14 protein-coding genes, 2 tRNA genes and 1 pseudogene are annotated in these 15221 nt (G+C 42.3%); 10 read left to right on the forward strand and 7 right to left on the reverse strand.

Annotation, left to right across the window (positions count from 1 at the left end; all coding sequences use genetic code 11):
* The first annotated feature begins 114 nt into the window (after window positions 1–114).
* The 6 genes from Xedl_RS12010 to Xedl_RS12035 all read left to right on the forward strand — a co-directional run bounded on the left by Xedl_RS12010 (window position 115) and on the right by Xedl_RS12035 (window position 8944).
* A complete protein-coding gene (locus Xedl_RS12010) occupies window positions 115–1680 on the forward strand; it encodes a type VI secretion system-associated FHA domain protein (protein WP_074023969.1) in 1566 nt (521 codons plus the stop codon).
* 9 nt (window positions 1681–1689) lie between these two features.
* Window positions 1690–2241: a type VI secretion system baseplate subunit TssE gene (locus Xedl_RS12015; RefSeq protein WP_074023970.1), complete on the forward strand. Its 552-nt coding sequence runs from the start codon at window positions 1690–1692 to the stop codon at window positions 2239–2241.
* Window positions 2242–2385: 144 nt separating this feature from the next.
* Window positions 2386–4260, forward strand: a complete 1875-nt coding sequence (tssF, locus tag Xedl_RS12020; RefSeq protein WP_074023972.1) for a type VI secretion system baseplate subunit TssF — start codon at window positions 2386–2388, stop codon at window positions 4258–4260.
* Between the two features lie 10 nt (window positions 4261–4270).
* The gene (tssG, locus tag Xedl_RS12025) at window positions 4271–5326 is read left to right on the forward strand and encodes a type VI secretion system baseplate subunit TssG (RefSeq protein ID WP_422645892.1); all 1056 of its coding nucleotides are present in this window, start codon (window positions 4271–4273) and stop codon (window positions 5324–5326) included.
* 58 nt (window positions 5327–5384) lie between these two features.
* Window positions 5385–8006, forward strand: a complete 2622-nt coding sequence (gene tssH / locus Xedl_RS12030; protein ID WP_074023975.1) for a type VI secretion system ATPase TssH — start codon at window positions 5385–5387, stop codon at window positions 8004–8006.
* 23 nt (window positions 8007–8029) lie between these two features.
* A complete protein-coding gene (locus tag Xedl_RS12035; protein ID WP_074023977.1) occupies window positions 8030–8944 on the forward strand; it encodes a serine/threonine protein kinase in 915 nt (304 codons plus the stop codon).
* On the opposite strand, the gene rimJ is transcribed toward Xedl_RS12035, so the two are convergent.
* The 3 genes from rimJ to Xedl_RS12050 all read right to left on the reverse strand — a co-directional run bounded on the left by rimJ (window position 8939) and on the right by Xedl_RS12050 (window position 10355).
* Complete coding sequence (gene rimJ / locus Xedl_RS12040; protein ID WP_074023978.1) at window positions 8939–9526, reverse strand: ribosomal protein S5-alanine N-acetyltransferase; 588 nt, start codon at window positions 9524–9526, stop codon at window positions 8939–8941. The two genes, Xedl_RS12035 and rimJ, sit on opposite strands and share 6 nt — an antisense overlap.
* Before the next feature lie 101 nt (window positions 9527–9627).
* Window positions 9628–10047 carry a hypothetical protein gene (locus Xedl_RS12045; RefSeq protein ID WP_074023980.1) on the reverse strand — a complete coding sequence of 140 codons (420 nt, stop codon included), beginning with the start codon at window positions 10045–10047 and terminating at the stop codon, window positions 9628–9630.
* Window positions 10048–10118: 71 nt separating this feature from the next.
* Complete coding sequence (locus Xedl_RS12050; RefSeq protein ID WP_074023981.1) at window positions 10119–10355, reverse strand: hypothetical protein; 237 nt, start codon at window positions 10353–10355, stop codon at window positions 10119–10121.
* Between the two features lie 264 nt (window positions 10356–10619).
* On the opposite strand from Xedl_RS12050, the gene Xedl_RS25735 reads away from it, so the two are divergent.
* Window positions 10620–11576, forward strand: a complete 957-nt coding sequence (locus Xedl_RS25735; RefSeq protein WP_143187428.1) for a hypothetical protein — start codon at window positions 10620–10622, stop codon at window positions 11574–11576.
* Window positions 11577–11619: 43 nt separating this feature from the next.
* Here Xedl_RS25735 and lysC read toward each other — a convergent pair whose 3' ends face one another.
* Window positions 11620–11940, reverse strand: coding sequence for an Rz1-like lysis system protein LysC (gene lysC, locus Xedl_RS33605; RefSeq protein ID WP_244149707.1), 321 nt, complete (start codon window positions 11938–11940; stop codon window positions 11620–11622).
* Window positions 11941–12129: 189 nt separating this feature from the next.
* Between lysC and Xedl_RS12065 the strand changes: the two genes are divergently transcribed.
* Window positions 12130–12693, forward strand: a complete 564-nt coding sequence (locus Xedl_RS12065) for a lipoprotein (protein ID WP_074023984.1) — start codon at window positions 12130–12132, stop codon at window positions 12691–12693.
* A 93-nt stretch (window positions 12694–12786) separates the two neighbouring features.
* Here Xedl_RS12065 and Xedl_RS12070 read toward each other — a convergent pair whose 3' ends face one another.
* Window positions 12787–13329, reverse strand: a complete 543-nt coding sequence (locus Xedl_RS12070) for a TorD/DmsD family molecular chaperone (protein WP_074023985.1) — start codon at window positions 13327–13329, stop codon at window positions 12787–12789.
* 83 nt (window positions 13330–13412) lie between these two features.
* Window positions 13413–14360, reverse strand: coding sequence for a glyoxylate/hydroxypyruvate reductase GhrA (ghrA, locus tag Xedl_RS12075; protein ID WP_074023987.1), 948 nt, complete (start codon window positions 14358–14360; stop codon window positions 13413–13415).
* 317 nt (window positions 14361–14677) lie between these two features.
* On the opposite strand from ghrA, the gene Xedl_RS12080 reads away from it, so the two are divergent.
* Together Xedl_RS12080 and Xedl_RS12085 are read left to right on the forward strand one after the other, a co-directional pair.
* Window positions 14678–14767: transfer RNA gene (locus Xedl_RS12080), tRNA-Ser, on the forward strand.
* A 122-nt stretch (window positions 14768–14889) separates the two neighbouring features.
* Window positions 14890–14979, forward strand: a tRNA-Ser gene (locus Xedl_RS12085).
* A gap of 135 nt (window positions 14980–15114) precedes the next feature.
* Here Xedl_RS12085 and Xedl_RS25740 read toward each other — a convergent pair.
* Window positions 15115–15221, reverse strand: a pseudogene (locus Xedl_RS25740) (IS5/IS1182 family transposase); the annotation flags it as partial.

Raw genomic sequence — 15221 nt, forward strand, 5'->3', positions numbered from 1 at the left:
TATTAATGGCCTTCCTGTGGACACTCACAGGAAGGCTGTCTTTTCAATTTCATTATTTCAAAACGTAATTATCTCCTAATTCACCGTTATCTATAACAATAGGTATCCATACTTATGAGATTCACCATTGTTAATAACTCTGGCTCAAGCCAACCACTACAACTGAGTCACGATTTTTCTCCCCCAGGAGGAACAATCGGTCGCAGTACGGAAAATAATTGGTATTTACCCGATGACGGACAAGCAATTGCCAGATTGCAGGCCATTGTGTCTATTTCTGCTGACGGAGAATGCCGGATCAATAATCAAGGCGCTGCCTCCGAAGTTTTACTGAACATGATACCCTTGGCTCCCAATCGCCAGGTTGAAATTCGTGATGGTGATATGCTAAACATTGGCAATTATCAGATCCAAGTTATTGATATCAAAAACAACTCATCACAACAGGCGACCACTCACGGGATCAATATTGGGCACTCGCTAACTTCCAGTGAAACAAAAACTCCCAGTGAAATCTGGGACGTTCTTGAACATATTCTAACCACTTCTGCTACCCCACCGTCTTCTGATTCACCCCAAGCTAAACCGGAAATAAACGACAATAACCCTCTGGTAACAAGCCAATACAATAAAGAACGCAATCCAATTGATCCATTGGCAGAAATTGAACCAACAATCGATTTTGACGCCCTCCAATTACGGGCAACAGATCCCATTGCCATGTTCAATTCAGATACCACTTTTCAACAAGAAGACATATTGGGTAACCATACACCGACTTCGTTATTACCACATGATAAGAATGATCAAAATGATGATAAACAGGAGATTGACCCACTGGCACTGTTTTCCGACAAACACATTAAGGCTACACCATCAACCAAAAATGATGATCTGTTGAATCAAATATTGGATAACGCCATGCCATTGAAGGAACCAGCTAATATAGAAGAAACAGAAAAAGAAACCTTCCACGATTATTACCAAAATCAAGACATACACAATTTCCAAGACACACACGCTCATCAAAATACAAATGACCAAGATGCACACCAGCATCAAAACAATGGCATCATCAAATCAGAAGGAAAATTACTGGCGGCGTTATTAGATGGTATGGGGCTAAAAGAGATCAACAGGCAGCAATTTGATGAACAAAAAATGTATCAATTAGGACTACTCGTCAGTCAGTTAACTCAGGGTATCGTCACTCTCAACACTTTACGTACCCAACTGAAACACGAGACAAACGCAGCCATGCCCCAATCTCAGTCTAACGCTAACAACCCATTTAAACTTTTACCTTCTGGCCAATCTATTTTGGTGTTTATGCTTTGTCATCCTGTACCAGGGTTTATGCCACTTGAACTGGCAACCCGTGACATTTTGGTCGAGTTGCAGGCACACCAATTGGGCATGATTGCGGGAATACGTGCTATTACGACAAATATATTGCATTTATTCCATCCCGCGGCTCTTAAACGAAAAGCACAGGAAGACAATTACTTGCCGCGTTTTTTTTTGTCATCAGCTAACAACAAAGCTTCAATGTGGGAATACCTCATCAAACACTACCAAGAAACAGAGAAAGAGTTTAAACAAGATTCATTCCTGTTTGGTGAAAAATTCCTGCAAGCCTATGAAGCAGAAGTTAACCGATATAAAAACTCCCAATTATAATGGTGAATCATGAACGAGAATATAACTTTATTGTATGGTGGTTATCATAGTCGAAATAACGCTACACGTATTACTGCCAAAGATAGAATGTTACCTTCTTTATTTGACAGACTCACCGATCATGAACCTGATAAAAAACAAGAGACAATCAACAATTACATGCTGTCACACACGGCCTTAAGACAGAATGTCCTAAGGGATTTGCAATGGTTACTCAATAGCATCAACAGCGAATTTCCCGAAGATCTTACCCCATTTCCAGAAATTCGCCATTCTGTATATAACTTTGGTTTGTCCTCCTTAGCAGGTGAATGCATATCTGCAATAGAATGGGGGAATATCCAGAACAGAATCATTAAGGCAATTCATATATTCGAGCCACGTATCATTCCCGATGGGCTGGAAGTCAATTGTATATCCGAACCCCGTATATTACCCCTATACAACACGTTATCCATAGAGATAAAGGGATTGTTGTGGTGCGTTCCCTGGCCACTGGAATTCCTGTTCCGTAGTGATATCGATCTTGAAAACGGTCACTTCACTATAAAAGAGGCTTGACGAAGCTGAAAAAACGCCATCCAGCCTGTGTGGCGATCCCTTAACTTTTAACCTCAAGGGTGAATGCAGAAAGATTACTGAGGCAAGAATAACGATGACAAAGTGATTTTTGTCTTGTAAACGGGATGCGTTCATATAAGGAATATGGATAATAAACTGCTTGAATATTATAACCGTGAATTAGTGTATTTACGGGAAATGGGTAAGGAATTTGCCAAACTCTACCCTAAGGTTGCCAATCGCTTGGGGATGCATGGCATTGACGTTGTTGACCCCTATGTTGAACGCCTGATGGAAGGTTTTGCTTTTCTGACTTCCCGCATTCAATTGAAAATGGATGCGCAATTCCCCCGCTTTTCTGAGCAATTACTGGAGATACTGTACCCTAACTATTTATCTCCTACACCTTCAATGGCAATCGTCGAACTCAAACCAGATACCAGCAAAGGAGATATTAGTCATGGGTTTTTAGTGCCGCGAGGCACAATCATGCACTGCCAGACATTGAAAAAAGATGGGATCAATTTCCACTACACCACCACACAAGATGTCACCTTACAGCCGCTAAATATAAAAAACGTTGAACTTGGCAGGATCCCCGCTAACCTTCCGCTCGTGGCACTGAACCTTCATCAATATGGCGCCGTCAGTGCACTGCGCATTCACCTTGACTGTCAAGGAAAATTTTTCCTCAATGAACTGGATCTCAAGAAACTGGTATTCTTTCTTTCCGGGCCAGATATCCAATCCCAACGGTTGTTGGAACTGATTATGGAACATTCTGTTGGCATAGTATGCCAGACGCTTGGTGATACTCCCCAATATCAGGTCTTGCCCGATATATTCCCGCATCATGAAGGATTTGATGATGATCAGTCATTACTTCCCAATGACTCGCGTAATTTCAGTGGCTATCGACAACTCCAGGAATATTTTGCTTTTCCGGCACGCTTTCAATTCTTCAGTATCAGTAGCATGAAATCTTTACTAAAACAGACAAAAGAAAAGAATGAATTTGAGTTGATACTGCTTTTGGATCACACCGATTCCGAACTGGAACGTTTAGTGGATGCCTCTTACCTGGCCTTGAACAGTACACCGGTCATTAACTTATTCCCTAAAATCACGGAACGAATCTCGGTGGAAGAACGTACCAGTGAATACCATTTAGTTGTCGATAACACTCATCCTCTGGATTACGAAATTTTCTCGGTACAACACCTGCACGGCGCAAACATCAAACGTAAAGAAACACAAACATTCAGGCCATTTTGGTCTACTCTCAGTGACGACAAGGATAATTACGGCTCTTACTTTTCTGTGCGCCGTGAACCCCGTATCTTATCTGAACATACCCGTCACTACGGAACCCGAACCAGTTATGTTGGAACAGAATCCTTTGTCTCTATTGTTGATGAACAGAACTCCCCGTGGCTTAATGAGCTAAAATTCCTGACCGCTGACGTCATGTGTACCAACCGTGACTTATCAGCGATGTTGCGCCAACAGGATCTCAACAGTTTTGTCATGCTGGATTCGATTCCAATCAACCAGATTGTATTTCTCAAAAGACCCACTATTCCCCGCCCTGCCTTAGCACAAGGCTCTACCTCCTGGAAACTAATTAGCCAGCTTCAACTTAATTATCTGAACTTCATGGATAAAGATGAAGAGCAAGGTACCCAGGCATTACGACAATTGCTGGGCTTATATGCCAACCTTGCAGAGCCAGCCGTCGTCCGCCAGATTAATGGCATCCGACACAGTTCATTAAAAACGATTTATCGGCGGGTTCCTGAACCTGGCCCGATCGTCTTTGCCCGTGGTGTTAGCATTAGAATTGAAGTGAATGAACAAGAATTTGCAGGAACCAGTCCCTGGCTGTTGGGCAGCGTATTGGAAAAGCTCTTCTCACGGCTGGTCACCATGAACTCCTTTACTGAAATGACGCTATATAGCCAGCAACGCGGCAATATCGGATTTTGGCCTGCCCGTATGGGCAACAAGAATTTGCTATAACAGACAAGAAATGAATATGATGCAAGAAAATTCTATTTCTATTCACCCACTATGTCGTTTGCCGGATGACTTTTGGCAGCAACTCACCCAAACCCCCTGGCAATTCGACTTATTTCAAACCCTGCGCCGTATAGATGCCCAATCTGGGGCAAATTATATGCTAGGTTTTGCCCCATTGCCGAAATATGATCTACTGCGGTTGGGACAAAAAGCCTCCATGATTTTCGCTCCTTCTACTATTGCTGAAGTCAAGCAGCGAGAAAACTCGAAGCTGTATGACATGCTCATTTACAGTTTTGGCTTGTTCGGTCCCAATGGCCCATTGCCACTACATATGACCGAATATGCCTATACACGACAGTATACTCATCAAGATCCAACCCTGAGTGCATTCGCTAACCTATTCCATCACAGATTAATACTGTTGTTCTATCGAGCCTGGGCCAATACTCAGCCAACCGTATCGCTCGATCGTCAGGATAATCAACGCTTTTGCCATTATTTCTCCTGTTTGGTGGGTATGGGTTTACCAGCCCAACAAAAACCAGACACCATCAATGATCACGCGCGTTATTTTTTATCCGGCCATTTGTCCCGTCAATGGCATAACGCAGAAGGATTAGAAAAAATACTTTCCTGCTATTTCCATGTGCCGCTAAAAATTGTGCAAAATATTCCCCAATGGCTAAAAGTCGAAGTACAGGATCAAACCCGATTAAAAGCAGGACGCAACATGCCACGTTTGGGTAAATCAGCTTTTTTAGGCATTGCACTCTACGATGTTCAACATAAATTTCGCATTAAATTGGGTCCGTTAAAACTGGCTGAATACAAGATGTTCTTGCCGGAAGAATCCAAATCAAGGCAGTTGCGTGACTGGGTTTATCAATATTTGGGAATTGAATACACATGGGATGTCCAATTAATTCTCCACCAGTCAGAGATAAAAGGGATTTGTCTGTCTGAACCGATAAAATTAGGACTAAGCAGTTGGCTTGGAAAAATTGAGCGGGATAAAAATAAACAACCAATCCATCGCGGGGATTTAATTTATAAACCGGAATGATCCCCCTCTCTTGCCTGCAATACTCAATCACTGTCAACAATACTACGGATGATATACTATGTCAGAAATTAGTCGTTCTGTGCTCTTCGGCAAACTTAATCGCATCCTGTTCACTTCCTTAGAGAGTGCCACCACTTTTTGTAAACTACGTGGTAATCCTTATGTTGAATTAGTTCACTGGCTGCACCAACTCATGCAGCAAAAAAACAGCGACTTACAGCAAATTATCCGCCACTTTTCACTGGACGAATCTGCGTTGACTAAAGACATTGTTACTGCGCTTGATCGCTTGCCACGTGGAGCCAGTGCCATCTCTGATCTTTCCGAACATATTGATAATGCTGTAGAACGCGCTTGGGTATATGGGTCGCTGAAATTTGGTGTTAATGAAATTCGTAGTGCCCATTTGCTGATAGGCATATTGAAAACCTTTAACTTACACAATGCACTGAAGTCCATTTCTCCCCAGTTTGACCATGTGAATGCAGATACTCTACTCGACAATTTCAACGGCATCTGCAACGATAGCGATGAATCCCAATCAAATGCCTCACAGGGTGTGGCAAGTTCTTCCCCACAACAATTTTCTCTACAACAATCTTCTCTACAGCAGTATGGACAAGAACTGACCGCCCGTGCACGTAATGGTGAAATTGATCCAGTATCAGGGCGTGATGAAGAAATTCGTCAAATTATTGACATTCTGATGCGTCGTCGCCAAAACAATCCACTGCTGACTGGCGAGGCCGGTGTCGGTAAAACCGCCGTCATTGAAGGGCTGGCATTGAAGATTGTAGCGAAAGAAGTCCCCCCACCTTTGCTGGATGTCCAGCTTTGGTTGCTGGATATCGGTATGTTGCAAGCTGGTGCAGGTGCCAAAGGCGAATTTGAGTCACGTCTACGCAAAGTGATCGATGAAGTACAATCTAGCCCGACGCCAATCATTCTGTTCATTGACGAAATTCATACCCTGATTGGGGCGGGCGGACAACAAGGAACCGGCGATGCTGCCAACCTGTTAAAACCTGCATTAGCGCGCGGGCAATTACGTACTCTTGGCGCCACAACTTGGTCGGAGTACAAAAAATATATTGAAAAAGATCCTGCCCTTACCCGCCGTTTTCAAGTCGTTCAAATTCATGAACCCAATGAAAATAAAGCGCTGCTCATGCTACGCAGTCTGGCCAAGGCACTGGAGCAACATCATCATGTACTTCTGCTGGATGAAGCCATTGAAGCTGCTGTACGCCTTTCACATCGCTATATTCCTGCCCGCCAATTACCGGACAAGGCTGTGGCCCTATTGGATACCGCCTGTGCCAGGGTTGCAATCAGTCAATATGCAGAACCACCCCAACTGGAAAATTGCCGCCATCACATCGATGCATTGCAAATTGAGTTGGAGATTGCCGAACGGGAATTTAAAGTAGGCATCGGTGATAAACAACGCCCGGAAACTATTCTGAACGAGCTATCTACGCTGGAAGCCCAAAAAAACCAATTACAAGAACGTTGGCAACAAGAACTTTCCTTGATCGATAGAATTATTTCTCTGCGAACGCAATTAAACGCAAACCAATACGATAACTTTGAAGCAAAACATGCCGAATTGTCAGAGTTACAGCAACAATTGAAAACCTTACAAGGTGAAGAACCTCTTATCTTTGCGGCTGTAGACAGCAATATTATTTCTTCCGTTGTTTCAGATTGGACAGGAATTCCACTCAATCGGATGGTAAAAGACGAAATCGATGCCGTATTACAGTTGGCTGATACCCTTAGTCAACGTGTTATCGGTCAGTATCATGGATTAGAGTTAATTGCAAAACGCATACGTACTTCACGCGCCAAACTGGATGATCCCAATAAACCTGTTGGTGTTTTCATGTTGTGTGGCCCATCCGGTGTGGGCAAAACAGAAACTGCGCTTGCTCTTGCCGAAACGTTATATGGCGGAGAGCAAAATCTTATTACTATCAATATGAGCGAATTTCAGGAAGCACATACGGTATCAACGTTGAAAGGAGCACCTCCTGGCTACGTTGGTTATGGTGAAGGCGGTGTACTGACGGAAGCTGTCCGACGCCGCCCTTACAGTGTGGTCTTGTTAGATGAAATAGAGAAAGCTCACCCCGATGTGCATGAAATTTTCTTTCAGGTCTTCGACAAGGGCTGGATGGAAGATGGCGAAGGGCGCCACATCGATTTTCGAAATACAATTATTATCCTGACATCCAATGTCGGGGCTGATCTGATCAGTTCATTGTGCATCCAGCAGAACACCTTGCCGGAACCAGAAAAACTCAATATGGCATTGCGTAAGTCATTATTGAATGTGTTTCCTGCCGCTCTGTTGGGGCGATTACTGGTCATTCCTTACTTCCCATTAAGTAATGAAGTGATGATAAATATTGTACACTTACAATTGGAGAGAATTAAAAAACGTCTGTTGGAAAACCACGGAATTACAGCAACATTCGATGATGTCATGGTCGAGCATATCGTCAGTAGGTGTACAGAAATTGAGTCAGGTGGACGCATGGTTGATGCTATTCTGACAAATACCCTGCTACCGCAAATCAGCCAGCAACTGCTTTCCGCCAGTGCACATGATGAACAATATCATCAGCTTCGGATTTCTCTTGAGCAAGGTGAATTTCAATGTCAATTCATGAATTAAGCAGATAACAAGAGATTAGCCATTTGCAGAATTTTCACAGGACACATATCGGTGGCAATATTGACTTTACTCCCCCTCTTCCAATCGGATACTGCCTTAATGAATTTGAAATCGAAGAAGTCATTAGCAAAAGCCGCGGCAGTATTGTGTATCGTGTTTGGGATCACCATCTCAAGCAGTCTATTGCTATCAAAGAATATACGCCTCACTCTTTTGCTATACGCCGTCAAGATATGAAACTCAACTTACGAGGAAAAAGGTTAGAAAAACGATTTCATGCTGGATTGCAAAATTTTATCCGTGAAGCCCACTTAATGTCCTGTTTCGAACATCCCTGTCTTCCTCGTTTTCTGCGCTTTTGGCAACAAAACTGCACAGCATATATAGCCGTCTCTTTCTACAAGGGGATAACATTAAATAAATTGAGGATAAAACACCCACATTTCATCAATGAAAATTGGCTTTGCCAGATACTGTTTCCCTTGTTGAACGCACTGGATACGCTCCACCAAAGAAATTATTTACATTACGATATTTCTTTGGACAATATTTTGATCCAAGAGAATCAATCACCGATATTGCTGGATTTAGGATCTACCCGCCAAATCACAACATGTTTGTCTGATGATACAGAGATCACCATCCGATCCGGCTTTACTCCCATTGAGCAATATACGGCCAATGAAGAAAACCAACATGGGCCCTGGACAGATCTCTATGCGTTGGGGGCGGTACTCTATACGTTGATTGTGGGTAAATCCCCTCCGGTCAGTATCGTGCGCAATCTTGAAGATAATTATCAGCCTCTGGTCAAGCTGCGTCCAGTGGGATATTCCTTACCGTTTCTACATGCCATTGATTCTGCCCTGGCAATAAAACCCTCAAGACGGCCACTGTCTATATCTGAATTCATTGCTATTTTTTTAACAACTTTATAAATTCACATTTCCCCATGAATCATCAATCAATGATGTCAGCACATGATCCTGCCAAACTCCATCAATCATTAAATAATTCCTAGCATAACCTTCTCGTTCAAAACCTAACTTCTTAAGTAAATTTCCACTGCGATGATTATGTGGCATGTAATTAGCCATAATCCGGTGCATTTTTTGGTGACGTTGCATATAACGGATTGTCGGTTGCAAGGCTTCATACATTAACCCTTGACCTTGCCATTTTTCGCCCAAAGAATAACCAAGGTAACAAGAATAAAACGCGCCCCGTACAACATTAGTGAAATTAGCAATCCCCATCACTTCATTTTCATTAGGATCTAATAACAAGAAATTAAATGCCGATCCCTGCCGCTGTAATTCCGCAATATAATTCAGCCGATTTGTCCATCCAAAAGGTTGATAAAAACTCCCCTCTCTTGTCGGCTCCCATGGTTTAAGAAAATCTTTATTTTCTGAATAATATTCAGCCAATCTATAGGTATCCCGTTCATACACCAGACGAACAACCATTCTATTCGTAATAAAGCGAATTCTGGGAGATGAAGAACGATAACCAAACATATTTTCTCCTGATATTTACCCTGGAAAATTTATTAAGTAATTTAGCGCTTACGGCATTTTTAATCACCATCTGACGATAAAAAAATATCATCTATATCCCTCTACCTTAATTTCGTCTTACGTGTTGCCGCTAATCTAAATTCAGTATCAACTATCACTTTCGGTAACGTAGCCCGATCGATATCAAGGCTCGCTAAAGTGCGCTCTATGGATTCAATGCGCGCAATATTGCGATCTAGAGCCTGTTCTGCACCCATAATCTGTTTTGCAATATCACCACGTAATTCCGAATCTTCGGCCGACTCAAAATCAGTGCGCAACTTGCCAAGTATGTTTGTCACTGACAATATTCTTGCCCGAACAAACAATAATTCCTGAGCCAAATCCAGCTCTGCCGCATCTTCAAACAGCTCTTCTGCATCAGGCAGATATTTAGAGTAACCAGAGTGCGTTACCGCTGCGCTGTTGCCAATCTCAAAAGGCGGAGCGGTGTTGGAATTGCGCTTTTTTGAATTGCGCACTTTGTGGGTTTCGTTTTGCGCAGTTTTGTGCGCAGTCGGATTTTTGATATACCTTCGGGCAGTTGAATAATTTAATCCCTGAGACTCACACCACTCTTTCGGTGATACCCCCGTTTCGGCGTGGTCAGACAGGAACTTATTTTTCTGCCTGCAAAACCGACTGATTTTTCCACCTCATTATCATGCCGCTCATGAATGCGATCCATTAGTTCAGCGATGTGCTCCAGTTGTGATGCCAGTTGATTTAATGCCTCGGTGTCATATTTGATACCAATGGTGAGTGTACTCTGTGACAGAGTGTTCCCCATAAATCAGAATAATCAACTAGCAGGGTTGATATAACCCCGACAAATTTTGTACTGCGATGATATAAAATGCCTCCAGCCCGTGTGCGTTGGGTACGCAATGGGAACAGGGGCAGCATGGGTTATTCCTGTAGCCACTCAGGGAATGGACACAGAAATATTTCATTGAGTTTAAAAGGGTCATCAATTGTTAAGTATTATTCGCTTGTTATTGGGTGAAAATAAGTTTATCAAGGGATAAATATATTAATTTTGTGGGAGGTGACTATGCCCGTTCCTATTTTGGATAACGTTTTTCAGGAATTAACGCGTTACAAAAATCCCAGTGGCAAACCTGTGTTACGGGAAGTTGAATACGCTGACAATAAAACAAAGACACTGCTTATTCTGTTTGACGACATAGATGTAAGAACATCTTTCTCAAAGAAAGCTGGACTAGGTCAACTACCTTCCCGCTCGGATTATATTGTAAATATCCTTAATCAGTTGGGATTCAAACCTCTCGCTTCAAGGTTAAAACTAAGATTCAGGTTAGCCGACCATCCGAGGTATAATGTAACAATTCATGCGTATCAAAAAATACTACTACCTAGTTATTCACCTGAAGAAAATAACTGGACTGACCTATTTAAAGAAAGGCTGGATGAAAAGAGCCGTAAATACCAAGGTATCCGGGACAGTTTAAGGAAGTATCACAGCCCTGTCTCCTCTCCATCAGGAAGCCCTCAAGCTGAGTCTTCTGGTTTTTTTAGTGCTCACAATCCTTGGACTTCACAGTATGAACAAAATATGCGGCAAACAATAGGGCAAAGTCTCATTACGGCTTATCAACATGGAGATATGCCGGGGCCTTCTAATTTCTTACAAACTGCTCAATCTGGTGGTCCTGTTAGGAGACTAACTCCTTCAACATCACAACGTTCTGCTCCGTATTCCAGACCTGCCAGACAAGAAAGTCATCCAATGTTGTGCTCTTTATTAGAAAGCCCATCTTCTCCAAGTTCACCAACACGACAAAGAAGTTTATCTCCTTATGCACAGCCCCCACTATCCATACAACCACCGGGCGCACCGAGGCCACCATCCAGGCCACAAACTCCACTGTTTCCACAAAGGCAAGTGGTTTCCTCCAACCCTATATATGATAATCCCAGCAGTGAGGATTTTAATGATATTTTGGAGACTCTTCGTTTTCATGCCAGAACACCAAGTCCACGGCGTTAAGGTGTTTCGCAACTCCATGAGTCTCTGAGTATGACACTGTGTCCTAACCTGTTCCTGCCATCCCAGCATCATTTGTCTGGGGTGGCGAGGTGTTCTTTTCAATTTCCCGTATTGCCCGTTTATCCAGATTGCACTGTTCAATGACCGTCAGTAACTGCTCATTCAAAATGAGACTGTCACTCCATGTCATTATGTCCGGTATGGCTGGAGGCAAACAATCAGTGAGCAAATGTGCCGGAATCAGTATCGGGGGCAGCGGAACGTATTCGGTTCGCGTGCTCTGCAACCGGATAACAGCCCCATCAGGCACAGTGCGATAGGCGCAATCTGAAATATCGTGGCGGCGGTGTGCAGATGTACTCATAGTTAATGATGGAATGATGGAATGATGGAATGATGGAATGATGGAATGATGGAATGATGGAATGATGGGGCATTATTAATTGCACGAAATTTCTCATGACGATAGTATCAGCAAGCATTAATTATATGATGAGCTAATTAAGTAATAATTAGTGTAAGATCTGCTCATTGAAAACGAAAGGAGACAACAATGAGAAGATTTTTCTTAGGGGCAATCTTGCTACTGGCCGGATTAATCAGCGGCTGTGATCAATTCAAAGAAGTCAGTATTAACGAAGGCTTACTGAATGATTATTTATTAAAAAGAGTCCATTATCAAAAACAAATTAGCCTGCCTGCGGCTACCAAAGCCAATATCACACTGGGAGATTTAACCAGTCAGATCGGCCGTCAAGATCCAGAAAAAATTGAATTATCGACTCTGGCAAAAGTTCAATTAGTGACCTTGCTGGGAACGGTTCATGCTGATATGAAACTGACTATTAGGGCTAAGCCGATATTTGATGCGGAAAAAGGTGCCATTTTCATTAAGGGGTTGGAAATCGTAAACTACCAAACTACACCAGAAAAAGTCGCTACCCCCATTAAAGCGTTGCTCCCTTATTTGAATGTATCTTTAAGTGAGTTCTTTGATGCTCATCCGGTTTATGTTTTAAATCCAGAAAAAAGCCAGTCTGAAGCCGTTGCTTTAAAATTAGCCAAAGGGTTAGAAATTCAACCCGGTAAATTGGTTATTGATTTGGTTGATAAATAATTTCCATTATCGATAAAATAGTCAGAGCGGATTACTAAATAACCGCCCTGACTTATTGTCGCTATTTACCGATTGACTTATCTATATGCGTTGTCACTCTGCGTCTAACTCTTCACGTAACGCTTGCAACGCCTCTCGAGTCATCACCGCCAACGTCCGATAAAAACCGCTGGCCGCATGAGCTTCAACTTTACCAAGAAATTGCCCACACCAAGGCAACAAATACTCATCAAACAACTTAATCTGAGCCTGGACTTCATCCTCTGCGGCCTGATCTTCCAACCATGATGCAGCCAACAATAAAGAGCCAAATTGATCGGCAGGGGTATCAGTCAAAGGCATGCCTCGTTCCACCAAAAACTGGCGTACTTCACTTTCATCTTTATCAGTATAATCAGAACGACAGATGGCAACACCCGCAGATTCTCCAGTAAACAAGGCATGATAATCGGCGTCAATCACCGATATTTCACTGTTTTTCTGTAACCTATCCAATAACTCATCCTGATCCAAAGGCCATAATGGTTTCAATTTTCCCTCAGCAATCATGGTGATTACAGGTTGCAAAACAGCATCTTGTGGTGCTCGGTTAAACAATGTACCCAATATGCGGCAGACAATAGAAAATTCGTTCATGGTTTAATTCACCCCAATAACTTACCTAAATAATCAATATTTGTTATTGTCCCTAATCGTCTGCCTTGCTGTAAAGCGACTTGTTAATAACCAAGTGTCATATCAACGAGGCCAATGGGTGATTCACCTTTTTCCATTCGTCGAATATTGTCACAAATCATATCTATAGCTTCATCAGGAATAGTTTTAGCTGCGATATGGGGAGTGATATTAATGCGGGGGTGAGTCCAGAAAGGGTGAAAATTTGATAGTGGTTCTTCAACAAATACATCAAGGGTCGCGCCAGCGACATAACCTTTATCAATGGCTATCAGCAAATCTTGTTCTACCAATTGGGCGCCCCGTGCAATGTTGATCACATATGAGCCTGATTTTAGCTGCTTGAATAGTGAAAGATTTAAAATACCACGAGTTTCTGGCGTATCTGGCAGGATATTAATCAAGATCTTACATTCAGAAAGGAAATCACCTAGCTGCTCTTTCCCATAAAAACTCTCGACATGATCAAGTTGTTTTGGCGTTCTGCTCCAGCAGCGAATATTGAAATCAAATTCTTTCAATTTTTCAATAACGCTACATCCTAAAATCCCTGCCCCCAAGACACCAATAACAAACTCTTTTCGATTATGGGCAGGCATAGGGTTCCAAAAACGCTGTTCTTGATATTGTTTATATTCATCCATGCGACGGAAATAGTATAAAACGGTGGAAACCGCGTATTCCTGCATTTGCCGAGCCATGCCCGTATCTTCAAGACGTATTAGCGGAACCCCTTTAGGTAACGTCCCTGGGTTTTCTAGTTCCTGTTTAAGGATTGCATCCACACCCGCCCCAAGTGAAAATATTCCTTTGATATCTTGGCGATGAGCTAACATTTCATAGGGAGGTAACCAAACTAAAGCATAATCAGCAGGAGCATTATCACCACTCACCCATTGCCGAACGTTAGCCTCAGGTAACCTGGATTGTATTCCCTGAAGCCATTTATCAAAATTAAAATTAGAGGAAGGGTGAAAAAAAATGATGTTCATAAAATCTCATTCCTTTTTGTTTTTCTAATAGAGTTAACTTATTGCTGAAAGGTTGCAAGCCTCCGATAGGAACACAAGAATGAAAATATTGATAATGTTATCTGGTTAACAGATTTGTCATAATTCGTTGCAACAAAAAAAGCACTTTTATCTTCGTAATTGTCTGTCAAGCACACAAATTGTTTTTTATTTGTCTAATCGGTCAAAAAGCCTGAAAAAAATCGTCATAAGCCTGTTGACGCCTGCCCTGCTTTTCCCTATAGTAGCGCCCCGTTGCAGCGACGAACTCAAAAAAAATCACTGCAATACTAAAATATGGTGAGGTGTCCGAGAGGCTGAAGGAGCACGCCTGGAAAGTGTGTATACGTGAAAACGTATCGAGGGTTCGAATCCCTCCCTCACCGCCATCTTCTAAAAAAGAGCCTGAACAGAATGCTAAGGCTTTTTTTAATACTTAGAAACTTAACCATAATGAGTTGGGTTAATGAGTTGATATTGCAGTAACGCATTCTTATTGAATAAAAAAAACGGTGAGGTGTCCGAGAGGCTGAAGGAGCACGCCTGGAAAGTGTGTATACGTGAAAACGTATCGAGGGTTCGAATCCCTCCCTCACCGCCATCTTCTACAAAAAATCCTGAATAGATATTCAGGATTTTTTCGTTTCAATTCCCATCAATCCCATTAAAAGAAAACATAAAACAATATTATCCTATGCCTTTTTACTAGGGTCTGTTGATGTTTTAAGGTCATAATTCATTCAACCCACATGGGCAACCAGACAATGATAAACGCCAGAGCCAACATACTGGCGTAATTCCGTTCAAGCTTATCGTATCTTGTTGCTATTGCACGAAAATGTT

The organism is Xenorhabdus eapokensis, from assembly GCF_001908105.1.

What these genes read in the sequence shown, in the direction of transcription:
- Xedl_RS12015 (WP_074023970.1), top strand. Translation starts at nt 1,690, where the DNA reads ATGAACGAGAATATAACTTTATTGTATGGTGGTTATCATAGTCGAAAT.
- lysC (WP_244149707.1), bottom strand. Translation starts at nt 11,940, where the DNA reads ATGAGTACATCTGCACACCGCCGCCACGATATTTCAGATTGCGCCTAT.
- tssF (WP_074023972.1), top strand. Translation starts at nt 2,386, where the DNA reads ATGGATAATAAACTGCTTGAATATTATAACCGTGAATTAGTGTATTTA.
- Xedl_RS12065 (WP_074023984.1), top strand. Translation starts at nt 12,130, where the DNA reads ATGAGAAGATTTTTCTTAGGGGCAATCTTGCTACTGGCCGGATTAATC.
- Xedl_RS12070 (WP_074023985.1), bottom strand. Translation starts at nt 13,329, where the DNA reads ATGAACGAATTTTCTATTGTCTGCCGCATATTGGGTACATTGTTTAAC.
- Xedl_RS12010 (WP_074023969.1), top strand. Translation starts at nt 115, where the DNA reads ATGAGATTCACCATTGTTAATAACTCTGGCTCAAGCCAACCACTACAA.
- tssH (WP_074023975.1), top strand. Translation starts at nt 5,385, where the DNA reads ATGTCAGAAATTAGTCGTTCTGTGCTCTTCGGCAAACTTAATCGCATC.
- tssG (WP_422645892.1), top strand. Translation starts at nt 4,271, where the DNA reads ATGAATATGATGCAAGAAAATTCTATTTCTATTCACCCACTATGTCGT.
- rimJ (WP_074023978.1), bottom strand. Translation starts at nt 9,526, where the DNA reads ATGTTTGGTTATCGTTCTTCATCTCCCAGAATTCGCTTTATTACGAAT.
- Xedl_RS12050 (WP_074023981.1), bottom strand. Translation starts at nt 10,355, where the DNA reads ATGGGGAACACTCTGTCACAGAGTACACTCACCATTGGTATCAAATAT.
- ghrA (WP_074023987.1), bottom strand. Translation starts at nt 14,360, where the DNA reads ATGAACATCATTTTTTTTCACCCTTCCTCTAATTTTAATTTTGATAAA.
- Xedl_RS25735 (WP_143187428.1), top strand. Translation starts at nt 10,620, where the DNA reads ATGCCCGTTCCTATTTTGGATAACGTTTTTCAGGAATTAACGCGTTAC.